We start from the raw sequence: 21,428 nt of genomic DNA on the forward strand, positions 1-21,428 counted from the left end.
CCTTCATTGCAGCAGGTAGCGGCGCATGGCCTGCTTGACGTATTCCTGAGGAACCTTGCCGTCCTGGGCCAGTGCACGCAGGGCCAGGGTTGCGATCCAGCGTTTGTCCACGGTCTTGCTGGAGATCGGACGGGTCGGCAGTGAGCCGATGGAGTCGGCACCCAGGGCGACGAAGCGCGAATTCAGATGGGCACCGATCTGCTCGGCCACATGTTGGGCGTAACCGGTCACGGCGACCACCGGCGCATCCTCGACGTTCAGGCTGTCGCGCAGATGCGATGAGCGCCGCGGCAGGTCCGGGTGCATGCGGTTCCAGCGTAGGGCGCTGTCGGCATCCCGGGCCAGTCGGGTATAGCTGGGGCAACTCCACAGTTCGCAACCCACGCCCCAATCCTCGTGCAGGATCTGCGCCGCAGCGATCACCGCGCGCAGGCTCAGGCCGGCTCCCAGCAGGCGGACCTTGGGGCGATCGGGCCCGGCCTCCAGCTCGGCGATCTTGTACATGCCTTGCAGGGCCTGGCTGACGCTGTGCTTGTCCATCGGACCGACGAAGTCATTGGGCTCGTCGTGCAGGGCCATGTAGTAGAAGCCGTTGCTTCCATCCACATACAGGCTTTTCAGCGCCGCCAACGCAATGGCCCGGGCCTCGGCACCGCTGGCCGGGTCGAAGGGCAGGCAGCGAGGATTGGCCGCCAGCCACAACGGCACCCATGGATGTGCACCCTTGGGCCAGATCGAGGAAATGGTCTCGATGTCGTTGCACAGGATCCCGCGCTGGGAGGACTCGCTCGACAGGGCGCATAACTGGGCCGATGTGGAGGAACTGGTCAGGTACAGCAGCGGTTTTTCGCTGGCGCGGGCCTGGGAACTGAAGTGCAGGGGCCAGGCGCTGATACGGGTGTGCTCGGGCGCGGCACCGGGACGCGTGTTGGAACGCACCACCCAGATGTTCTTCGCCGTTCTCGGATCCCTCTCCAGACGATTGGCGATGTCGATCATGGTGTAGAGCGGTGAAGAGCATCCTTCGCTGGCCTGGACGGCCAACGTCTGGATCTTGTCGATGCAGGCTTGCGCGGCCTCGCCGGTCTCGCGCGTGGTCCTGAAACTGGAAAAACCCATCATAACTTCGAAGCTCTCCGTGCGTTCCGTCATTCTTGCACCATACTGTACGCCTCAATATGATTGCAAATGCAATAAGATTCAAACGCAGTGACATTCGCAGCAGTCAACGGAGGACTCATGAACACGCCAAAATCCCTCACTTTCTATACCGCAGACACCCCAAACGGACAGAAAATCAGCATTTTCCTCAAGGAAGCCGGCATCGATTGTGAACGGGTGAAATTCAATCTGTCCGAAGGGCGCCAGCACTCCCCGGAGTTCCTGCAGATCAACCCCAACGGCAAGATCCCGGCGATCGTCGATCATGAGGCCGGAGTCTCGGTATTCGAGTCGGCAGCGATCCTTGGCTATCTGTCGGAAAAATACGACTGCCTTCGAGCCCAGTCGCCGACCGAACAATTGGCGGTCCAGCAATGGCTGTTCTTCCAGGTCGGCGCCATCGGTCCGATGCTCGGCCAGCTTTGGTGGTTCCTCCATGGCAGCAAGACCGCCAACCAGGAAGCCATCATGCGCTACCGCAAGGAGTCGCTGCGTATCTATGGCGTAGTCGACAGCCAGCTGGCCAAGCATGCCTACCTGGCTTCGAACAACTATTCCATCGCCGACGTCGCGGCGTTTCCCTGGTTGCGCACCCATGAGGAACTGAACCTGGATATCACTCCGTTCCGCCATGTTCGCCGTTGGCTGGATGTGATCGAAGCGCGGCCGGCGGTAAAGGCTGGCTTGGCCGACTCCCGGGAAGCCTAGGCGAACCCGGGAATGTCAGCTGGTTCGAGGAACCGCTCTGGCCCTGTCGGGAAAGAGCGGTTTTCTGCATTCATAGTGGGTACGAGGTTGGATTTACTGCCGGTTCGGTCATTGAGTCACGGGCTTCGAGAAGGTCGATAACCCCTGTTGAACTCACGTTGTAGTTAATTTGTGTAGTGATTATTTGTCTTTACTACCTAAAAGCTTTTGAGTTGAGTGTCAGGGGTGGCGAAGTCAGAGCAACAAGATTCACGGACTGAACACTATAAAGAACATGGAGTTCTTATGAACACTCAATTAGTTAGTGGCAGACAAGTAACCGATGATGAAGCTGAACTGGATTATCTGCTGAAAAATTCCTTCGAGAAGCGTCTGCCGCCCCTCGATGGCTGTCAATATGCCTATTTCACCATGCATAAAGGGCGGCAAGTAAAGCCGCTGATCTTCTCCAGTTACCCAAGACGTTGGCTGGATATCTACAAGGCTTCCAATTACCACTTGATCGATCCGGTAATCAATCATGGATTGAAGTCCATTGCCCCGTTTTCCTGGCGCGAAGCGCTTGAATCCGGGAAGCCGGGGCAGGGCGATAAATTGTTCGCTCTATCCGAGAAATACCGGATATCCACTGGTTTCACCTTCAATCTCCATGACTCCAATGGCCTGTTCGCCGCGCTCAGCATTTGTAACACCGAATTGCGGGCCGACTTCGACCAGGTCATGACCCGGCATACCGCCGAGATCCAGATGGCGCTGATCCAGTTTCACAACAGCCTGATGGACAGGTTCACACCCAATGAGCTGTTTCCCGAGAAGGACGATGCCAGTTTGTCGAATCGGGAAATGGGAGTCCTCCAATGGGTGGTCAAGGGCAAGACCTACGGGGAAATCGCCGCGATCCATGCGATTTCCGTACGCACGGTGAAATTCCACATGTCCAACATCGTGCACAAGCTGCAGGTCTGCAATGCCAAGCAGGCGGTCTACAAGGCTGTGAGCATGGGCATGGTCTGAGGCGCTCGCCTGGCGCTGTTGGAGCGGTGGCATGGGCCTGGGGCGTGTAGTTCGTACAGATGATCGCCGCCCTTGGTGGCGATCATCGCCTGCAGGCGCAGGGCATTGTCTGGCGATATCGGCATCTTGAGCAGCAATACCCGCTCTCCGGGTGAGGCCTGCCCGCTGTCGAGGATCTCGTAATGCCATCCGGCCCGGTGCACGATGCGTGACATGGCTTGGCTCACTACGGTGACGATCGCCTCCAGGCCTGTGTGGGCTCCATGGCTGTGCATGGCCAGCAGGAGCATTTCGGTCAGTGGCAGGCGCTCCAGGCCGAGGGCGCGAGAACGGGTCTTGTCGACGAAGAAGCGACTGGATTCGGCGATCAGGCGGTGCTTGGGCGCGGGCTGGCTGAAAAAACTGCGGAATGGCCCTTCCACCATGTAGGGGTGCAGCGTGTTGATCAGGCGCAGGCTGGCCAGGGGGATTCCGGTGTGGACTCCAACCAGGTAAGTGGCGTGGGGATTGTCATATTCATCGACTTCCTGGTCACCGCAGACATTGACCTTCCAATTGAGCCGGTCGGCGAAGACTTCCTTGCGCAGCCCATACAAGTTTCCCAACAAGTCCTGGGACGCATTTGTGTAGTCGATATTATAAAAACTTACTTTATCCATACTTATTGTTATTTCCATCCGAGGAATAAAGACAGGCCACCTTCATCCATCGCGCCGGGTCGCGGAAAGGATGAATTGCCTGTTTCGAGAAAGCAACTGTACCTAAGGTCAGTCTTCGCGGAAAGAATTAAACGCTCGTTTTTATAAGTGTCGATCTGCACTTAGGTACAGTTGTCGGCCTGTCGCGGAGCGATAAACATGGAGAGGATTTACCCGTGGTTTGATAACTACACCTATCCCGCAGGCGATTATTTAGCTCTTACAGGAATAATAATATGAGTGTCGTAATTACGCGTCAGGAAGTTAAGCAGGATATCACTCAGCATGAAATCTCTGCCCTGAAGACCCGTTTCAATCTTGCAGATGCCCATACTCACCAGGACCAGAGCGTAACCCAGCGCCAGATCGTCGAACGACTTCCGGAGCTGTGGTACCGCGCCCAGGGCCAGACCCAGTACCAGAGCGAACAGGAGTTCATCAAGGCGTTCTTCACCTTCCACGGCCAGGAGCACGCCCTCAAGCGCCACGACGAGATCTACCTGGTCTACGCCGCGTCGATTGCCATGCATATCACCGCGACCTACCTGCGCAAGCGTGACATGAGCGTTGGTTTGATCGAGCCGTGCTTCGACAACCTGCATGACCTGCTCAAGCACATGGAAGTACCGCTGTCGCCGCTCAACGAGTCGCTGTTCCATTCCCCGGAGCATGTCTACGCCAACCTCGAGACCGCGGCGGCCAAGGTCGACGCGATCTTCCTGGTGGACCCGAACAACCCTACCGGTTCGAGCCTGTTCGCCGAGGGCCCGGAAACCTTCATCGAGGTCGCGCGCTACTGCAAGGATCACGGCAAGCTGCTGATCCTCGACTTCTGCTTCGCCGCATTCATCAAGGCCTCCGGCGGTAGCCGCTATGACGCCTACGCGATCCTCGACGAGATCGGCACCCAGTACATCATCATGGAAGACACTGGCAAGACCTGGCCGCTGCAGGACGCCAAGTGCGCCACCATCATGTCGAGCAAGGGTATCAATGCCGATATCTACAGCATCGTCACCAGCGTGCTGCTGAACGTCTCGCCGTTCATCCTCAACGTGGTCACCCAGTACATCCTCGACAGCAGCGAAGATGGCTTCGAGTCGGTGCGCTCGGTGCTGGACATCAACCGCCAAGTGGCGCGCAAGCGTCTGGACGGAAGCTTCCTCAACTACCTGACGCCGATGGTCGACACCAGCGTGGCCTGGTTCGAAATCACTCGTGAGGGGGTGAGCGCCGATGACCTGCAGGCCTACCTGATGGACTACGACGTCTACGTGCTGCCGGGCAAGTACTTCTACTGGAGCCAGCCTGAAGCCGGGCAGAAGTACATCCGCCTGGCGCTGGCGCGCAAGCCGGAAGAGTTCCAGCAGGCGGTCGAGACCATCGCCCGGGCACTGGAGAAGTACAATGGCTGAGGCACTCTTGCCGGTGATCGATGCCACCGTCTTCATGGGCATGCATCACGCCGATCCGCAGTTGCGGGCCAAGTCGCTGGGGTTCTTCAGCCACTTCTATCAGCAGCAGGTGCAGATGAACTACGGCCAGATCGGCATCTGCGATGCCATCATCTGGAAGAAGAGCCGGCACCTGCAGGATGTCTACTACCCGTTCATGGACGTGCTGCACACCGACATGGACATCCAGCGCCAGGGCTACTGCAACGCTGTGTTGCAACGCGCCACCCGGGAGCCGGCATGGTCGCACCTGAGCGTCGAGAAGAAGTTGCTCGCCGCCCAGGTGGTGGAGTACGGCCAGCCGCTGTACACCCACGACCCGGAGCTGCGTGACCTGGCAGCCTTGCAACCCTATCTGCAGCCATTCCCCCAGCCGGCCTCCGGGCCGGCTTTTCCGGAATTCCTGCAAGGGTTGTTCGAACAGTCGAAGGAAATGCTGATCGAGCAGGAGGATTTCCATGATGTCGACTAAGAGCATTTTCGTGCCCCTGATCTCGCCACTGGACGAGCGGTCGCAGATCTGTGAAACCAGCGTGCGCCAGTTGCTGCATGGCTCGCAGCCCTATGTCGATGGCTACATCCCTTGCCTGACTTCAGGCGAGGGCTGGCGCCTGGGCCGGCGGGACTGGCAGCGCATGCTGGAACTGACCCTGGCCCACGCCCAGGACCGTACGGTGATCGCCGGCATCGAGCGTGGCACCACCGCCGAAGTCCTGGAATATGCCCGGCTGGCCCAGGAACTGGGGGCACACGGGGTGATGTTCACCTCGCCGTTCGCCAAAGGCACTACCCAGGAGGAGATCATCGAGCATTATCGTGCCGTCCATGACGCCACGTCGCTGGATATCTTCATCTACAACGAGTCCGCGCTGTCGGGGAACGAGAAGAGCTTCGAGACCCTGATGACCATCGCTCGCCTGCCGCGGGTGATCGGCATCAAGGATTCGCCGTCGCAGCCGCGAACCCAGCAGCAGATCCAGCAGTTGCGGGCCGAAGGCCTGGACTACTTCATCGGCTGGGAGATGTCCCTGGCGCGCGACCTGGAGTCCGATGGCAACGTGGTGTCCCTGGCCAACCTGGAACCGGCGTTGTGCCGCCTGGCCATAGGCGCGCGCCAGCAAGTAGTGGCGCAGTGGGTGGAGACACTCAATGGCTACTTCGATCTGGGTGCCGACGATTGGTACGCCCAGGTGAAAAAGGAACTCAAGGCCCGGGGTGTCATCACCACTGACCGGGTGCTGGCAGAAGAGGGAGCAGCGTGATGAACGATCTTCAGAAGGAACTGTTTCTGGCCAATCGTTCCTGCATCAAGCATCTCAAGCCGCTTGACCGCCGGATCGCCGAATTCGAGCACGATTGGATTTTCTCCACCATCGACAAGACCCTTACCGCCGAGGTGCCGCGCGACCTGGCCAGCCTGCGCCAGAAGCTGGCTGACCTGGTGGAGCAGGATCGCAGCGAAGTACCGCCCAGCGCGGTGTATGTTGCCGAGCAGATGACCCTCGATGAGTTCCGGATCCTGGTCCAGGAGTTCGCCCTCGATGGCCTGACCGAGGCCCAGGTGTTCTACCACCTGATGCCGCGATTGAGCCTGGAGGCGCAGATGCCGATGCTGCGGATGATGATCGACGAGTTCGGCTCGGGGAACATCAAGCGCTCCCATACCACCTTGTACATGGATTTGCTCAAGGAACTGGAGATGCCCACCGACCTGCCGTTCTACATCGAGGCCAACTCCTCGGCAGGTTATTCATTCCCCAACATGTTCTGCTGGCTGACCATGCGCGCCGACGATCCTTCGTACTTCGCCGGGGTGATCACCTACTTCGAGACCGTGGTGCCGTTTTTCTTCGAGTGCTACACCGCGATCTGCGATCGCCTGAAGATCAAGGCCCACACCTATTACTCGGAGCATGTGCACATCGACGTGTACCACGCCATCGAAGGCCAGCGCCTGCTCAAGGCCATGGACGTGGCGGGGGACCTGGATCCGGTCAAGGCCTGGCAGGGCATCTGCATGGGCCGCGACATCACCAACGCGGCGTTCGACGCCGCCGTGGAAAAGGCCCAGCGTCTCAAGCATTTCAATCGGGAGAAGGCCGTTGAGCGAGCTATCTGAGTTCCATCGCCCCGGCACCTTCACCGTTGAGATCGACAACCAGCAGTACGAGGTGCCCCATACCTGTCCACACCGCCAGGGTTGGCTGGTTCATGGCAACATCAATGAGCAGCGCAAAAGCATCACCTGCCCCTTGCACTTCTCGGTGTTCAGCCTGGAAACCGGTGAACAGCTCAGCGGTCCACCCTGCGGACGCCTGGAGGTCAAGCGCGTGACTTCCTGACGGAAGGCCGTTTCGCGTCCGCTCATCCTGCCGCACGACTTTTGGGTCGTGCGGCAGTCGCGTTTGTGGAGTCGGGAAAGGCCAGGAGTTTTCTGGCGGTAAACCGACTTTGAGAGCACTTAAGGGACTGCTGTATGGCGATACCTTGGACAAAACCCAAACGGTGTCCACTCAAGTTGACGGACACCGTTGTTCCAAGCATCAGGCCAGAAAGCTTGGCTGGCTAGTTGCTCAGTCCCGACGGATGATTCTCAAGTACGCACAAGTCGCAATGAGGCTTCTGGAAAGCAAGATCGCTTACCCCTGCTTTATCTTGATCGTCACTTGTAACCCCAGTGGGCCGGGTCTGTCGCAGATCAATGTCATGCCATCGATGGAATGAGTCTCCAGCAATTGAAGCAATTGCGTTGGGCGTAGACCCACTCGCACATGCGCTAGCAATTCGCGAGTATGGCGAGACAGGGCTTGCAGTATGGCCGCAGGGGCATCGACCTGCAGGTTCAGCCATTTACGTGGGGCCGCGGTATCTGGCAAATCGAATCCATCGAGGCTTGTTTGGAGCAACTCCCCATCCTTGGTTTGGATGGAGGAAGCAGCAGGCGAAATCCCCAGCCCCTGTAGCAGGAACTTAAGCTTGGTAGCTTCACTGCTAGCACTAACGGTAGTCATGGCTGAGAACGCGTAGTTGATGCGATTGTTCGGGGACTGCAGTATCACTTGTTCAAGGAAGGCAGTGCGTTTTGGCGCAATTTCCCAGACCAGGGTGTCTGTCGCATCGGTGGGCTGCAAGGACTGCCTTTGAGCGATTGTCTGATAAAAAGGGTGCTCGCACAGTGGCTGCATGATCTCGGATAGTCGCGTGGCCAATCCGGTATCAAGAAAGCTCAAATAGGCTTCAAACGTTTGGTTGGACTTCGCGTCAGGCCAACGTCCGCGATAAGCCTTGAGCGCATCACTGGCTATTGGATCGAACGCTTGCGGTAGGATCATTGGTCCAAGGTCACGGGACTGTCCGGTATGGCTCAACATAGCGGCATAGTCCGTCAGCAACTCACCTTGGTCGACCCACTGAATGCCATGCTCACGCCCACGGCGCTGCCAAAGATTGCGTTGCTGTTCATCATGAGAGAACAGCATGGCTGTCGTCTGTCCCGGGACGCATTGAGCCAGAAAATCCTCCGTGGTCATCAACTCGATGCCATCAACGGCATCAATGAGTACCTTGTCATGCACCAGTGCCACCGGCTCCCAGGGAAAACTCCGATCTTGCAAGGCGCGCTTGAAGGGGACTGAGCGCGGCGAACTGTAGTCCCAGCCGATAAAGTAGAGCTTTTTACGAACAGTCATGCCGGGCTCACTGTGGTTTTTGAAAATAAAAGGTTTGTGTATCGCCGATACGGCCTGTTTCCAAAGCTCCGCTATGTGGACTGAAGTAATTGCCCGAGACAACCTTCCCAGCAGGATTGACCAGCGTGCAGTCGGCTCCCAGCCACGTGATCAAGTTCAGTCCATGGCGTTCTCCCAAGCTCATGAACTCCTCAACGGTGTAATGCTTGTAGTGCCATGCGTAGGGGTTCTTGACCAGATCTATGACCTGTGAATTGGGCGCAGAGATAATCAATCGGCCACCAGGCTTCAATGCATGGACCAGCAATCCAAAAAACGCCTCACCTTGCTCGACGTGTTCAATGGACTCTATCGACACGATGAAATCGAAATGATTGGCCGGCAATGAGAACGGAAAAAATTTCTGGCTGAACAGTACATTCATATCCACATAACTGCGGTTGGCCAGATTAATTGATTCTGCCGATCCATCGATACCGTGTATGAAGCACGGCAAAGATTGCGCCAGCAGATGAGTGCCGTAGCCATTACCGCAAAAAATATCGGCACCCACTAGCGGCCCCGGTAAATCGGCGAGGGCCTCGCATGCGAATGCATAACGGGCGATGGCATCGGGTGGAAGGGCATCTACGTGCAGGGCGGTGAGTCGTTCACCGCTGTCCAAGCCAAAATCTCTATCAAGCAACCCCATAAACACCTCGACACTAAGTGCCCGGACTCCAGGCACCTTGGATAAATGATTCGTACTTGAACACCCAGTTGGCTGCGGGGCTTCAGTTCGTCATCAAAACTGGTAACAGGTCACCGCTGTACAAGCTTCCATCTACCGTTGTCTTGACTGTTGAGCCACCGTCTCGTACCCAGCGTTCGCGTGAGGACTGCTCGATTGAGCCTGAGCACACAACCTGTGGCGGCCGTTGCTTGGCGCTCTATCGTCCCTCGCGAAAAATGCGTGGTTTTTTGGCAGGCGGATAGTGCTGCAGCGGTATCGACAGGTCAAATTTGAAATAGTCGGTCAACGTCAGGTTCTATCTGCGCGCGTTTTGACGACGTGCCAAGTGCACCTAGTCCGAAGATGTTCAGGGCGCCTCTCATCGCGCCGCTGCCCTTATCCTGATGATGGGCGTGTTTGACCGATATGTTCGGAGTATTGCTTGAGATGTAGACAGAGGGAGGAGGGTAGACACAAAAAAACCGGCCAAGTGGCCGGTTTCTCTGGGTCTGAGAGGCTGGTAGAGACTCTCAGATACTGCTATGTGGTGCCCCGAGGGAGACTCGAACTCCCACTCCTTTCGAAAACGGATTTTGAATCCGCCGCGTCTACCAATTCCGCCATCAGGGCTCAATGGCGGCGAAGTATAGAGAGGCGGATACCGTTGGTCAATCGGCTTTCATGGTCAATTTTTGCTGATTCCGCTAAACTTTCCGGCCCTGCTAGACGAACCCCATCATGCGCGTTGCTGACTTTACTTTCGAGCTTCCCGATTCGCTGATCGCCCGCCACCCATTGGCCGAGCGTCGCGGTAGTCGCCTGTTGACCCTGGATGGGCCAACCGGCGCCCTGGCCCACCGTCAATTCACCGATTTGCTCGAGCATCTGCGCCCGGGCGATCTGATGGTGTTCAACAATACCCGGGTGATCCCGGCACGCCTGTTTGGCCAGAAGGCTTCCGGCGGCAAGCTGGAGATCCTCGTCGAGCGGGTGCTGGACAGCCACCGTGTGCTGGCCCATGTGCGCTCCAGCAAGTCGCCCAAGCCGGGATCGACGATCCTGGTCGATGGTGGTGGCGAGGCGCGTATGCTGGCTCGCCACGACACTTTGTTCGAGCTGGAATTCACCGAGGAGGTGTTGCCGCTGCTGGACCGGGTCGGACATATGCCGCTGCCTCCTTATATAGACCGTCCGGATGAAGGCGCAGACCGCGAGCGTTATCAGACGGTCTATGCCCAGCGCCTGGGCGCGGTGGCGGCGCCGACCGCGGGGCTGCACTTCGACCAGCCGCTGCTGCAAGCCATTGCCGCCAAGGGCGTGGAGACCGCCTTCGTGACCCTGCATGTGGGGGCTGGGACCTTCCAGCCGGTGCGGGTGGAGCGCATCGAAGATCACCATATGCATCACGAATGGCTGGAAGTCGGCCAGGACGTGGTGGATGCCGTGGCCGCATGCCGGGCCCGTGGCGGTCGGGTGGTCGCGGTAGGCACCACCAGCGTGCGTTCCCTGGAAAGCGCTGCCCGTGATGGCGTGCTCAAGCCGTTCAGCGGCGACACCGATATCTTCATCTACCCGGGCCGGCCGTTCCATGTGGTCGATGCCCTGGTGACCAATTTCCACCTGCCGGAATCCACGCTGTTGATGCTGGTTTCGGCCTTCGCCGGTTATCCCGAGACCATGGCTGCCTATCGTGCGGCGGTCGAGCATGGATACCGCTTCTTCAGCTACGGTGATGCGATGTTCATCACCCGTAATCCTGCGCCAACCGCTCCCAAGGACCTGGCCCCCGAGGAAACTGTATGAGTCGCACCTGTCGTATGTCCTTCGAGCTCCTGGCCACTGATGGCAAGGCGCGTCGCGGTCGCCTGACCTTCCCCCGCGGTACGGTGGAAACCCCGGCCTTCATGCCGGTGGGCACCTATGGCACGGTCAAGGGCATGCTGCCGCGGGATATCGAGGCCATCGGCGCCGAGATCATCCTGGGCAACACCTTCCACCTGTGGCTGCGTCCGGGCACCGAAGTGATCAAGGCCCACGGCGACCTGCATGACTTCATGCAGTGGAAAGGGCCGATCCTTACCGACTCCGGTGGCTTCCAGGTGTTCAGCCTGGGTGCCATGCGCAAGATCAAGGAAGAGGGCGTGACCTTCGCCTCTCCGGTGGACGGCGCCAAGGTGTTCATGGGGCCGGAAGAGTCGATGCAGGTGCAGCGCGACCTGGGTTCGGACATCGTGATGATCTTCGACGAATGCACGCCGTACCCGGCTGACGAGGACGTGGCGCGGATCTCCATGGAGCTGTCCCTGCGCTGGGCCCAGCGCTCGAAGAACGCCCACGGCGACAACACTGCGGCGCTGTTCGGCATCGTCCAGGGCGGCATGCACCAGGACCTGCGCATGCGCTCCCTGGAAGGCCTGGACAAGATCGGCTTCGACGGCCTGGCCATCGGCGGCCTGTCGGTGGGCGAGCCCAAGCATGAAATGATCAAGGTCCTGGACTACCTGCCAGGCCAGATGCCAGCCGACAAACCTCGTTACCTTATGGGAGTTGGCAAGCCGGAAGATCTGGTTGAGGGTGTGCGCCGCGGTGTGGACATGTTCGATTGCGTGATGCCAACCCGCAATGCCCGCAATGGGCATCTGTTCATCGACACCGGCGTGCTGAAGATCCGTAACGCGTTCCATCGCCATGATGATTCGCCCCTGGATCCAACCTGTGATTGCTATACCTGCCAGAACTTCTCCCGTGCCTATCTGCACCACTTGGACAAGTGCGGGGAAATGCTCGGAAGTATGCTCAATACCATCCATAATTTGCGCCATTACCAGCGCCTTATGGCTGGTTTGCGCGAGGCTATTCAACAAGGTACATTGGCCGCCTTTGTCGATTCCTTCTATGCCAAGCGCGGATTGCCCGTGCCGCCTTTGGATTGATTTCCAGAAGCGTCAGATACTAATTTTGCAACTATCGGAGTGCTAAATGAGCTTTTTGATCCCTGCCGCGTATGCGGATGCCGCCGCACCTGCTGCTGCCGGCCCTGCTGGCACTGGTTTCGAGTGGATTTTTCTGGTGGGTTTCCTGGTCATCTTCTATCTGATGATCTGGCGTCCACAGGCCAAGCGCGCCAAAGAGCAGAAGAACCTGCTGGGCAGCTTGCAGAAAGGCGATGAAGTTGTGACCACCGGTGGTATCGCCGGCAAGATCAACAAAGTGACCGACGATTTCGTGGTTCTGGAAGTGTCGGACTCGGTTGAGCTGAAGTTCCAGAAGGGCGCGATCGCGGCCACGCTGCCAAAAGGCACGCTGAAAGCGATCTAAGTTTCATCTTTTACCAATCGACGGGGCGCGCAAGGCGCCCCGCGTCATAACGGGCGGCGTGATGCTGAACAAATATCCTCTATGGAAGTACCTACTGATCCTGGCGGTGCTGGCGATCGGTTTTATTTATTCCGCTCCCAATCTATACCCTGATGACCCGGCCATTCAGGTCAGCGGTGCGAGCACTGCGCTGCAGGTCACTCAGGCGGATCTGGATCGTGCGAGCAAGGCGCTCACCGACGCCGGCATCAACGTCAAGGCTTCTTCCGTTGCCGCCAACGGCAAGGGCGGCCTGCTGCGCTTGATCAACAAGGAAGACCAGCTCCCGGCCAAGGATGTAGTGCGCAAGGCGCTGGGCGATGATTTCGTGGTGGCGTTGAACCTGGCGCAAACCACTCCGCAGTGGCTGCGCAATCTGGGCGCGCACCCGATGAAACTGGGTCTGGACCTTTCCGGTGGTGTGCATTTCCTGTTGGAAGTGGATATGGAGAAAGCCCTCGACGCGCGCCTGAAAGTCTATGAAGGTGACGTCAAGAGCCTGCTGCGCAAAGAGCGCCTGCGCTATCGCAGCCTGCCGCAGCTCAATGGCGCCATCCAGCTGGGCTTCAGCGACGAAGACAGCCGTGAACAGGCTCGTGCGCTGATTCGCAAGAATTTCAATGATTTCGACATCGTGCCAGCCGACCTCAACGGTCAGGCGGTGCTGCGTCTGGCGATGACCCCGGCCAAGCTGGCGGAAATCCGCGAATACTCCATCAAGCAGAACTTGACCACTGTACGTAACCGGGTCAACGAACTGGGCGTGGCCGAGCCTCTGGTCCAGCGCCAGGGCGCGAACCGGATCGTGGTCGAGCTTCCAGGCGTGCAAGACACCGCCGAAGCCAAGCGGATCCTGGGCAAGACGGCCAACCTCGAGTTCCGCCTGGCCGCCGAGCCGGGTGCCACCAAGGCTACCTCCGAGTCCTTCGAGTTCCGTGAGGGCAACCGTCCTCCGGCACTGATCGAGCGGGGCCTGATCATCACTGGTGACCAGGTGACCGATGCCCAGGCTAGCTACGACGAACACGGTCGTCCGCAGGTGAACATCAAGCTCGATGGCCATGGCGGCGAGCTGATGAACCGTTCGACCCGCAACAACGTCGGTCGTGGCATGGCGGTGATCTTCATCGAGCAGAAGCCTATCACCACCTACACCAAGCAAGTGGTGGATGGCATCGAGAAAGACGTGCCGGTGCAGTCGTTCAAGGAAGAGAAGAAGATCATCAGCCTGGCGACCATCCAGTCGCCACTGGGCAGCCAGTTCCGCATCACTGGCCTGAACGGCCAGGGCGAGTCCTCGGAACTGGCGCTGTTGCTGCGTGCCGGTGGTCTGGCGGCGCCGATGTACTTCGCCGAAGAGCGCACAATCGGTCCTAGCCTGGGTGCCGACAACATCACCAAGGGTATCGATGCCTCGTTGTGGGGCATGCTGTTCGTGTCGCTGTTCATCATCGCCATCTATCGCTTCTTCGGCTTGATCGCCACTGTGGCGCTGGCGTTGAACATGGTGCTGCTGCTGGCCCTGATGTCGCTGCTGGGGGCGACGCTAACCCTGCCGGGTATCGCCGGTATCGTACTGACCATGGGTATGGCGGTGGACGCCAACGTGCTGATCTTCTCGCGGATACGTGAGGAAATCGCTGCTGGCATGACCGTGCAACGGGCAATCAACGAAGGCTTCGGCCGGGCATTCACGGCGATCCTGGACTCCAACCTGACCACATTGCTGGTGGGTGGCATCCTTTTCGCCATGGGTACCGGTCCGGTCAAGGGCTTTGCGGTGACCATGTCCCTCGGGATCTTTACCTCGATGTTCACGGCCATCTGGCTGACCCGTGCGATGGTCAACCTGATCTTCGGCGGTCGTGACTTCAAGAAGTTGTGGATTTAAGGGGCTGCCATGTTACGTACTATCAACTTCATGGGCGTGCGCAACGTTGCGTTCGGCCTGACCGTGCTCCTGACCGTTCTGGCGTTGTTCAGCTGGTTCCACAAGGGCTTGAACTATGGCCTGGACTTCACCGGCGGTACGCTCATCGAGCTGACCTACGAGCGTCCGGCAGATGTGATGAAGGTGCGTTCGCAGTTGAACGACGCCGGCTATCACGAGGCGATCGTGCAGAGCTTCGGTGCTACCACCGACCTGCTGGTGCGGATGCCGGGCGAAGACCCGCAACTGGGCCACCAGGTGGCAGCTGCGCTGCAGAAGGTTGGCGGTGATAACCCGGCGCAGGTCAAGCGCGTCGAGTTCGTCGGTCCCCAGGTGGGTGAAGAGCTGCGTGACCAGGGCGGCCTCGGCATGCTCATGGCTCTGGGTGGCATCCTCATCTACCTGGCTTTCCGCTTCCAGTGGAAGTTCGCGGTCGGTGCGATTGTCTCGCTGATCCACGACGTAGTGGTGACCGTGGGTATCCTGTCGTTCTTCCAGATCACCTTCGACCTGACGGTGCTGGCGGCGGTACTGGCGATCATCGGCTACTCGCTCAATGACACCATCGTGGTATTCGACCGGGTGCGCGAGAACTTCCGTGTGCTGCGCAAGGCCAGCCTGATCGAGAACATCAACATCTCGACCACCCAGACCCTGTTGCGGACCATGGCGACCTCGATCTCCACCTTGCTGGCGATCATTGCCCTGTTGTTCTTCGGCGGCGATAACCTGCACGGCTTCTCCATTGCCCTGTTCGTCGGCGTATTGGCGGGTACCTACTCCTCGATCTACATCGCCAACGTGGTGCTGATCTGGCTGAAACTGAGCAGCGAGGACCTGATTCCCGCAGCCAATACCGACAAGGAAGTGGACGACCGTCCGTGAGGGCCTGACCCCTTCCAATCGTCAGCTAAAAAGGCGCGAGTGTTGAACTCGCGCCTTTTTTTTTGCTCCAAGGCTGGGAGAAGCGCGGGTTATGACCCGTATGTATGGTCAGGAGGTTCACGTGAACAAGTCGTTGCTGGTTGGTGCGGTATTGGGTGCTGTCGGTGTCACTGCCGGGGGTGCTGTGGCCACCTACAGCTTGGTTAAAAGCGGCCCTGAGTATGCGCAAGTATTGGCGGTGCAGCCGGTCAAGCAACAGATCAAGACCCCTCGTGAAGTCTGTAAGGACGTTGCCGTGACCCGGCAGCGTCCGGTCAAGGACGAGCATCAGATCCTGGGTACCGTGGCCGGTGCGGTGGGTGGCGGCTTGCTGGGCAGCATGATTGGCGGCGGTAATGGTCGCAAGATCGCCACTGTAGCTGGTGCCGTGGGCGGTGGTTATGCGGGTAACAAGGTGCAGGAGGGCATGCAGGAGCGTGACACCTACACCACGACGCAAACTCGCTGCAATACGGTCAATGACATCAGCGAGAAGGTCGTGGGTTATGACGTAAAGTACGATCTGGGTGGCAAGCAGGGCCAGGTACGGATGGATCGCGATCCGGGCAACCAGATCCCTGTGGATAAAGACGGTCGGCTGATCCTGGGGCAGAATCAGCCCGGCCAATAATGCTTTGCGCATGAGTCGGCGGCTGCCGATGGCGCGAATCGCAGGTATAAAAAAGCACCCCGCGGGGTGCTTTTTTCATGCCTGTTGCTTAGCGTTTCAACGAAGCTGGCAGGTGTGGTTGGATAGCGGTCAGCACGGCCTTGAAGCACTTGGTGTTACCAGCTACCACGTGGCCTTTTTCCAGGAAGTCGTGGCCGCCGGTGAAGTCGCTCACCAAGCCACCGGCTTCCTGGATCAGCAGGGCGCCTGCCGCCATGTCCCATTCGGACAGGCCCGACTCCCAGAAGGCGTCGAAGCGACCGGCGGCAACATAGGCCAGGTCCAGGCTGGCGGAGCCGGCGCGGCGAATGCCGGCGGTTTGGCCGACCAGTGCGCGGAACATGCCCAGATAGTTGTCCAGGTTGTCCATCTGGTCGTCGCGAAATGGGAAGCCGGTGCCCAGCAGTGCGCCGTCGAGGCTGGTGCGGCCGCTGACCCGCAGGCGCCGACCGTTGAGCTGGGCGCCACGACCGCGGCTGGCGGTGAATTCTTCCTGGCGAACCGGATCCAGGACCACGGCATGTTCCAGGCGACCACGGTATTTGCAGGCGATGCTTACAGCGAAGTGGGGGATGCCACGCAGGAAGTTGGTGGTGCCATCCAGTGGATCGATGATCCACAGGTACTCTTCACCTTCGATCCCGGTGCCGGCATGCAGGCCGGTTTCTTCGCCCATGATCGAGTGATTCGGATAGGCCTTGCGCAGCGCGTCGATGATCTTCTGTTCAGCGGCGCGATCGACCTCGGACACGTAGTCCTTGGCGTCTTTTTCATCGACCTTGATGGTATCCAGGCGCTCGATGGAGCGGAAAATCAGTTCACTGGCGCTGCGGGCGGCGCGCAGCGCGATATTCAGCATTGGCTGCATGGATAGGTCACCTAAGGTTGTTAAAGAAAGCCGAGCATTCTAGCAGAAAACTTTTGCAGATGAAGTTCGGAGTTCGCTTTGATTGCATCTGCCCGCCGTATGGCGCTTATGGGGGGGCTGGATTGCCGGTGAGTTGCCGGGAGTGACGGATGGTTATTTTTAAGGCAACAGCGCGGCCCGTTCTGTAAGATTTGTTCCCCTTTCCCGTCCGAGGGCGCTTCCCTTGCTGCAGAACATTCGTGTCGTCCTGGTCAATACCAGTCATCCCGGCAATATCGGTGGGGCTGCGCGCGCCATGAAGAACATGGGGTTGTCGCGCCTGATGCTGGTGGAGCCCCGTGTATTTCCTTCTCCTGAGGCGGATGCGCGGGCATCCGGCGCCACCGACATCCTGGAGGGTGCCCAGATGGTCGCCACGCTCGAAGAGGCCCTGATCGGTTGTACCCTGGTGTTCGGTACCAGCGCCCGTGAGCGGAGCATTCCCTGGCCATTGCTCGATCCTCGCGAGTCGGGGGTAAAAGTCGTGGAGCAGGCGGGGCAGGGGGCACAGATCGCCCTGGTGTTCGGTCGTGAAGATTCCGGCCTGACCAACGACGAGCTGCAGCGATGTCATTTTCACGTGCATATCCCGTCGGATCCGGCGTTCAGTTCGCTGAACCTGGCAACGGCGGTGCAGGTGCTGGCCTATGAAGTGCGCATGTCCTGGTTGGCGGTGCAAGGACAGTCGGGCGCGGCGCGCAAGGATGAAGCGGTGTCGTCCAGTGATGAGCTGGCGACCATGGATGAGCTGGAGCGATTCTACGAACACCTGCAGCAGGCGCTGGTGGAAATCGACTTCCTCGACCCGCAAAAGCCCCGGCACTTGATGGCGCGCCTGCGCCGGCTATACGGTCGTAGCTCGGTCACTCGAGCGGAAATGAACATATTGCGCGGCATCCTCACGGAAACCCAGAAAGCGGCCCGTGGGGAGCTGCAAAAGCGGAAAGATCAGTGATGTTCGAGCGTCTGCGTGAAGATATCCAGAGCGTATTCCATCGTGACCCGGCGGCGCGCAACGCCTTCGAGGTGATGACCTGCTATCCGGGCATGCATGCGATCTGGATCCATCGTTTGTCCGGTGCCTTGTGGGGTATGGGCTGGAAGTGGTTGGCGCGCCTGGTGTCGAACTTCGGGCGTTGGCTGACCGGGATCGAGATTCATCCTGGGGCCAAGGTGGGTCGTCGTTTCTTCATCGATCACGGCATGGGTATCGTCATCGGCGAAACGGCCGAGATTGGCGATGATGTGACGCTCTATCAAGGGGTGACCCTGGGTGGCACTAGCTGGAACAAGGGCAAGCGCCATCCGACCCTGGAAGATGGCGTGGTGGTAGGGGCGGGCGCCAAGGTGCTCGGGCCGTTCACGGTCGGTGCGGGCGCCAAGGTCGGCTCCAATGCGGTGGTGACCAAGGAAGTGCCGGCAGGGGCGACGGTGGTGGGAATCCCGGGGCGGATCATCATGAAGTCCAGCGACGAGCAGCAAGCCAAGCGCAAGGCCATGGCGGAAAAGCTCGGGTTCGATGCTTATGGCGTCAGTGAGGACATGCCCGACCCGGTGGCGCGTGCCATTGGCCAGTTGCTCGATCACCTGCAGGCGGTCGATGGTCGTCTGGAAGGGATTTGCGGTGCGCTGAAGGACCTGGGTAGCGACTATTGCGCCAAGGACTTGCCTGCGCTGCGCGAGGAAGACTTCGCCGGCGTCAAGGACAAGAGCGACAGCCGGGTCGGCTGAATGCCGGCGTCTCGGTTCCTCAGGGGCCGAGGCGCTCGCAAATAAAGGGCGAGTTGGCCGGAAACGGACCCGTAGGTCGGTTGTTGCCATCCGCTGTGCCATTACGTCGCAGACTTTGCTATGATTCGCGCGCTCTTTTGCGGGTAAACCCGACTAAAGTAGTTGGTCTTATAGTTGACTCGATTACTCGGGTATTGCATACTCGCCTCCATTCCGAAACTCCGTGGTACTTGTCCATGCGACTGACTACTAAAGGCCGATATGCGGTGACCGCCATGCTTGACCTGGCGTTGCACGCGCAACATGGCCCGGTCTCCCTGGCCGATATCTCTGAGCGCCAAGGCATCTCCCTGTCCTATCTCGAACAGCTTTTCGCCAAGCTGCGCCGTAGCAACCTGGTATCCAGCGTCCGGGGTCCCGGTGGCGGCTATCAGCTGTCGCGCGATATGCAGGGGATCCAGGTAGCCCAGGTGATCGATGCGGTGAACGAATCGGTCGATGCGACCAAATGCCAGGGATTGGGTGATTGCCATGCCGGTGACACCTGTTTGACCCATCACCTGTGGTGCGATCTGAGCCTGCAGATTCACGAATTTCTGAGCGGTATCAGCTTGGCCGACCTTGTAACCCGCCGTGAGGTGCAAGAAGTGGCCCAGCGTCAGGATCAGCGCCGTTGTAATGGCAAGGCGCCGCGCCTGGACAAGATTGAAGCGTCCGCCGTCGAATGACAGCCGAAGAGCTAGCGGCACGCCAGCCAGCCTGATTTAGGAGAGAGTCCATGAAATTGCCGATTTACCTTGATTACTCAGCGACCACGCCGGTCGATCCGCGCGTCGCGCAAAAAATGAGTGAATGCCTGCTGGTCGACGGGAACTTCGGTAACCCGGCGTCCCGCTCCCACGTGTTCGGCTGGAAAGCCGAGGAATCGGTGGAAAACGCCCGTCGCCAAGTGGCTGACCTGGTCAACGCCGACCCGCGTGAAATCGTCTGGACTTCCGGTGCCACCGAGTCCGACAACCTGGCTATCAAGGGTGTCGCGCATTTCTACCACACCAAGGGCAAGCACCTGATCACCTCGAAGATCGAGCACAAGGCTGTCCTGGACACCATGCGCCAACTCGAGCGCGAAGGTTTCGAAGTGACCTACATCGAGCCGGGTGAAGACGGCCTGATCACTCCGGCCATGGTGGAAGCAGCTCTGCGTGACGACACCATCCTGGTTTCGATCATGCATGTGAACAACGAGATCGGCACCATCAATGACATCGCCGCCATCGGCGAGCTGACCCGTTCCAAGGGCATTCTGTTCCACGTCGACGGTGCCCAGTCCACCGGCAAGGTCGAGATCGACCTGCAGGCACTGAAGGTCGACCTGATGTCGTTCTCTGCCCACAAGACCTACGGCCCCAAGGGGATCGGCGCGCTATACGTGAGCCGCAAGCCGCGTGTTCGCCTGGAAGCCACCATGCACGGTGGTGGTCATGAGCGCGGCATGCGTTCCGGGACCCTGGCTACCCACCAGATCGTCGGCATGGGTGAAGCTTTCCGCGTCGCGAAGGAAGACATGGCGGCCGAGAACGCTCGCATCCAGGCCCTGAGCGACCGTTTCTACAAGCAGGTCGAGCACCTGGAAGAGCTTTACGTCAACGGCAGCATGACTGCCCGTGTGCCGCACAACCTGAACCTGAGCTTCAACTACGTCGAAGGCGAGTCGCTGATCATGGCGCTCAAGGACCTGGCGGTGTCGTCCGGTTCGGCCTGTACTTCGGCTTCCCTGGAGCCTTCGTACGTGCTGCGTGCTCTGGGCCGTAACGACGAGCTAGCGCATAGCTCGATCCGCTTCACCTTCGGCCGCTTCACCACCGAAGAAGAGATCGACTACGCCGCACAGAAAGTCTGCGAGGCCGTTACCAAGCTGCGCGCCCTGTCCCCGCTGTGGGACATGTACAAAGATGGCGTCGATATCTCGAAGATCGAGTGGGCGGCACACTGAATTTAAGTCGCCGCACAGGGTTCTGCAGGACGTATCGACAAGGCGGTTTGTGGAACCCCAGAGCGACTCTCTGATGAGTGAGGATTAAGAATCATGGCTTACAGCGAAAAGGTCATCGACCACTACGAGAACCCGCGTAACGTCGGCAAGATGAACGCGGAAGATCCGGATGTCGGCACCGGCATGGTCGGTGCTCCTGCCTGTGGCGACGTGATGCGCCTGCAGATCAAGGTCAACGAGCAGGGCATCATCGAAGATGCCAAGTTCAAGACCTACGGCTGCGGTTCGGCTATCGCTTCCAGCTCCCTGGCCACTGAGTGGATGAAGGGCAAGACCCTGGACGAAGCCGAGACCATCAAGAACACCCAGCTGGCCGAAGAGCTGGCCCTGCCTCCAGTGAAGATCCACTGCTCGGTACTCGCCGAGGACGCCATCAAGGCTGCCGTTCGCGACTACAAGCAGAAGAAAGGCCTGATCTGA

The 21,428-nt window shown here is 59.1% G+C and carries 23 protein-coding genes and 1 tRNA gene; 18 read left to right on the forward strand and 6 right to left on the reverse strand.

Annotation, left to right across the window (positions count from 1 at the left end; all coding sequences use genetic code 11):
- Positions 1 to 3 precede the first annotated feature (3 nt).
- Entirely contained in the window at positions 4 to 1,122 is a 1,119-nt protein-coding gene (locus tag CAG11_RS04380) for a pyruvate dehydrogenase (RefSeq protein ID WP_103324013.1), read from the reverse strand.
- Positions 1,123 to 1,239: 117 nt separating this feature from the next.
- Here CAG11_RS04380 and CAG11_RS04385 point away from each other — a divergent pair, with 117 nt between their 5' ends.
- Entirely contained in the window at positions 1,240 to 1,869 is a 630-nt protein-coding gene (locus tag CAG11_RS04385; protein ID WP_085594981.1) for a glutathione S-transferase family protein, read from the forward strand.
- 285 nt (positions 1,870 to 2,154) lie between these two features.
- Complete coding sequence (locus tag CAG11_RS04390; protein ID WP_085594983.1) at positions 2,155 to 2,883, forward strand: LuxR family transcriptional regulator; 729 nt, start codon at positions 2,155 to 2,157, stop codon at positions 2,881 to 2,883.
- Here the strand turns inward: CAG11_RS04390 and CAG11_RS04395 are convergent.
- Positions 2,853 to 3,491 carry an acyl-homoserine-lactone synthase gene (locus CAG11_RS04395; RefSeq protein WP_256578540.1) on the reverse strand — a complete coding sequence of 213 codons (639 nt, stop codon included), beginning with the start codon at positions 3,489 to 3,491 and terminating at the stop codon, positions 2,853 to 2,855. The two genes, CAG11_RS04390 and CAG11_RS04395, sit on opposite strands and share 31 nt — an antisense overlap.
- Before the next feature lie 326 nt (positions 3,492 to 3,817).
- Here CAG11_RS04395 and CAG11_RS04400 point away from each other — a divergent pair, with 326 nt between their 5' ends.
- From CAG11_RS04400 to CAG11_RS04420, 5 genes are read left to right on the forward strand one after another with little or no spacing between them, the layout of a single operon-like run.
- The gene (locus CAG11_RS04400; RefSeq protein WP_053131807.1) at positions 3,818 to 4,996 is read left to right on the forward strand and encodes a pyridoxal phosphate-dependent aminotransferase; all 1,179 of its coding nucleotides are present in this window, start codon (positions 3,818 to 3,820) and stop codon (positions 4,994 to 4,996) included.
- Positions 4,989 to 5,507, forward strand: a complete 519-nt coding sequence (locus CAG11_RS04405; protein WP_085594987.1) for a DUF6190 family protein — start codon at positions 4,989 to 4,991, stop codon at positions 5,505 to 5,507. The genes CAG11_RS04400 and CAG11_RS04405 overlap by 8 nt, the downstream gene beginning before the upstream one ends.
- A complete protein-coding gene (locus CAG11_RS04410; RefSeq protein ID WP_085595268.1) occupies positions 5,497 to 6,297 on the forward strand; it encodes a dihydrodipicolinate synthase family protein in 801 nt (266 codons plus the stop codon). The genes CAG11_RS04405 and CAG11_RS04410 overlap by 11 nt, the downstream gene beginning before the upstream one ends.
- Positions 6,297 to 7,154 carry an iron-containing redox enzyme family protein gene (locus tag CAG11_RS04415; protein WP_085594989.1) on the forward strand — a complete coding sequence of 286 codons (858 nt, stop codon included), beginning with the start codon at positions 6,297 to 6,299 and terminating at the stop codon, positions 7,152 to 7,154. Before CAG11_RS04410 ends, CAG11_RS04415 begins: the two co-directional genes overlap by 1 nt.
- A complete protein-coding gene (locus CAG11_RS04420) occupies positions 7,138 to 7,377 on the forward strand; it encodes a Rieske 2Fe-2S domain-containing protein (protein WP_085594991.1) in 240 nt (79 codons plus the stop codon). The genes CAG11_RS04415 and CAG11_RS04420 overlap by 17 nt, the downstream gene beginning before the upstream one ends.
- Before the next feature lie 297 nt (positions 7,378 to 7,674).
- Here the strand turns inward: CAG11_RS04420 and CAG11_RS04425 are convergent, their stop codons facing one another.
- The 3 genes from CAG11_RS04425 to CAG11_RS04435 all read right to left on the reverse strand — a co-directional run bounded on the left by CAG11_RS04425 (position 7,675) and on the right by CAG11_RS04435 (position 10,066).
- Positions 7,675 to 8,724 carry a hypothetical protein gene (locus CAG11_RS04425; protein ID WP_085594993.1) on the reverse strand — a complete coding sequence of 350 codons (1,050 nt, stop codon included), beginning with the start codon at positions 8,722 to 8,724 and terminating at the stop codon, positions 7,675 to 7,677.
- A 7-nt stretch (positions 8,725 to 8,731) separates the two neighbouring features.
- A complete protein-coding gene (locus tag CAG11_RS04430) occupies positions 8,732 to 9,415 on the reverse strand; it encodes a bifunctional 2-polyprenyl-6-hydroxyphenol methylase/3-demethylubiquinol 3-O-methyltransferase UbiG (RefSeq protein ID WP_085594995.1) in 684 nt (227 codons plus the stop codon).
- Positions 9,416 to 9,981: 566 nt separating this feature from the next.
- Positions 9,982 to 10,066, reverse strand: a tRNA-Leu gene (locus CAG11_RS04435).
- 108 nt (positions 10,067 to 10,174) lie between these two features.
- Between CAG11_RS04435 and queA the strand changes: the two genes are divergently transcribed.
- From queA to CAG11_RS04465, 6 genes are all read left to right on the forward strand, one after another.
- The gene (gene queA, locus CAG11_RS04440; protein WP_085594997.1) at positions 10,175 to 11,239 is read left to right on the forward strand and encodes a tRNA preQ1(34) S-adenosylmethionine ribosyltransferase-isomerase QueA; all 1,065 of its coding nucleotides are present in this window, start codon (positions 10,175 to 10,177) and stop codon (positions 11,237 to 11,239) included.
- A 14-nt stretch (positions 11,240 to 11,253) separates the two neighbouring features.
- On the forward strand, positions 11,254 to 12,369 hold the full coding sequence (gene tgt, locus CAG11_RS04445; RefSeq protein ID WP_022640715.1) for a tRNA guanosine(34) transglycosylase Tgt: 1,116 nt from the start codon (positions 11,254 to 11,256) through the stop codon (positions 12,367 to 12,369).
- Positions 12,370 to 12,415: 46 nt separating this feature from the next.
- Positions 12,416 to 12,754 carry a preprotein translocase subunit YajC gene (yajC, locus tag CAG11_RS04450; protein WP_011063224.1) on the forward strand — a complete coding sequence of 113 codons (339 nt, stop codon included), beginning with the start codon at positions 12,416 to 12,418 and terminating at the stop codon, positions 12,752 to 12,754.
- 61 nt (positions 12,755 to 12,815) lie between these two features.
- A complete protein-coding gene (gene secD / locus CAG11_RS04455; RefSeq protein ID WP_085594999.1) occupies positions 12,816 to 14,684 on the forward strand; it encodes a protein translocase subunit SecD in 1,869 nt (622 codons plus the stop codon).
- 9 nt (positions 14,685 to 14,693) lie between these two features.
- A complete protein-coding gene (gene secF, locus CAG11_RS04460) occupies positions 14,694 to 15,608 on the forward strand; it encodes a protein translocase subunit SecF (protein WP_022640713.1) in 915 nt (304 codons plus the stop codon).
- A 121-nt stretch (positions 15,609 to 15,729) separates the two neighbouring features.
- Positions 15,730 to 16,278, forward strand: a complete 549-nt coding sequence (locus tag CAG11_RS04465) for a glycine zipper 2TM domain-containing protein (protein ID WP_022640711.1) — start codon at positions 15,730 to 15,732, stop codon at positions 16,276 to 16,278.
- Positions 16,279 to 16,366: 88 nt separating this feature from the next.
- Here CAG11_RS04465 and suhB read toward each other — a convergent pair whose 3' ends face one another.
- The gene (suhB, locus tag CAG11_RS04470) at positions 16,367 to 17,185 is read right to left on the reverse strand and encodes an inositol-phosphate phosphatase (protein WP_007941397.1); all 819 of its coding nucleotides are present in this window, start codon (positions 17,183 to 17,185) and stop codon (positions 16,367 to 16,369) included.
- 223 nt (positions 17,186 to 17,408) lie between these two features.
- Between suhB and trmJ the strand changes: the two genes are divergently transcribed.
- The 5 genes from trmJ to iscU all read left to right on the forward strand — a co-directional run bounded on the left by trmJ (position 17,409) and on the right by iscU (position 21,428).
- Positions 17,409 to 18,179 (forward strand): tRNA (cytosine(32)/uridine(32)-2'-O)-methyltransferase TrmJ, encoded by a 771-nt coding sequence (gene trmJ, locus CAG11_RS04475; protein WP_085595001.1) that lies wholly within the window; start codon positions 17,409 to 17,411, stop codon positions 18,177 to 18,179.
- Positions 18,179 to 18,955: a serine O-acetyltransferase gene (cysE, locus tag CAG11_RS04480; protein WP_085595003.1), complete on the forward strand. Its 777-nt coding sequence runs from the start codon at positions 18,179 to 18,181 to the stop codon at positions 18,953 to 18,955. Before trmJ ends, cysE begins: the two co-directional genes overlap by 1 nt.
- A gap of 236 nt (positions 18,956 to 19,191) precedes the next feature.
- A complete protein-coding gene (gene iscR, locus CAG11_RS04485; RefSeq protein ID WP_011063217.1) occupies positions 19,192 to 19,683 on the forward strand; it encodes a Fe-S cluster assembly transcriptional regulator IscR in 492 nt (163 codons plus the stop codon).
- Positions 19,684 to 19,733: 50 nt separating this feature from the next.
- On the forward strand, positions 19,734 to 20,948 hold the full coding sequence (locus CAG11_RS04490) for an IscS subfamily cysteine desulfurase (RefSeq protein WP_022640706.1): 1,215 nt from the start codon (positions 19,734 to 19,736) through the stop codon (positions 20,946 to 20,948).
- Between the two features lie 93 nt (positions 20,949 to 21,041).
- A complete protein-coding gene (iscU, locus tag CAG11_RS04495) occupies positions 21,042 to 21,428 on the forward strand; it encodes a Fe-S cluster assembly scaffold IscU (RefSeq protein ID WP_007929523.1) in 387 nt (128 codons plus the stop codon).

The organism is Pseudomonas sp. B6(2017), assembly GCF_002112765.1.
GTDB lineage: Bacteria > Pseudomonadota > Gammaproteobacteria > Pseudomonadales > Pseudomonadaceae > Aquipseudomonas > Aquipseudomonas piscis.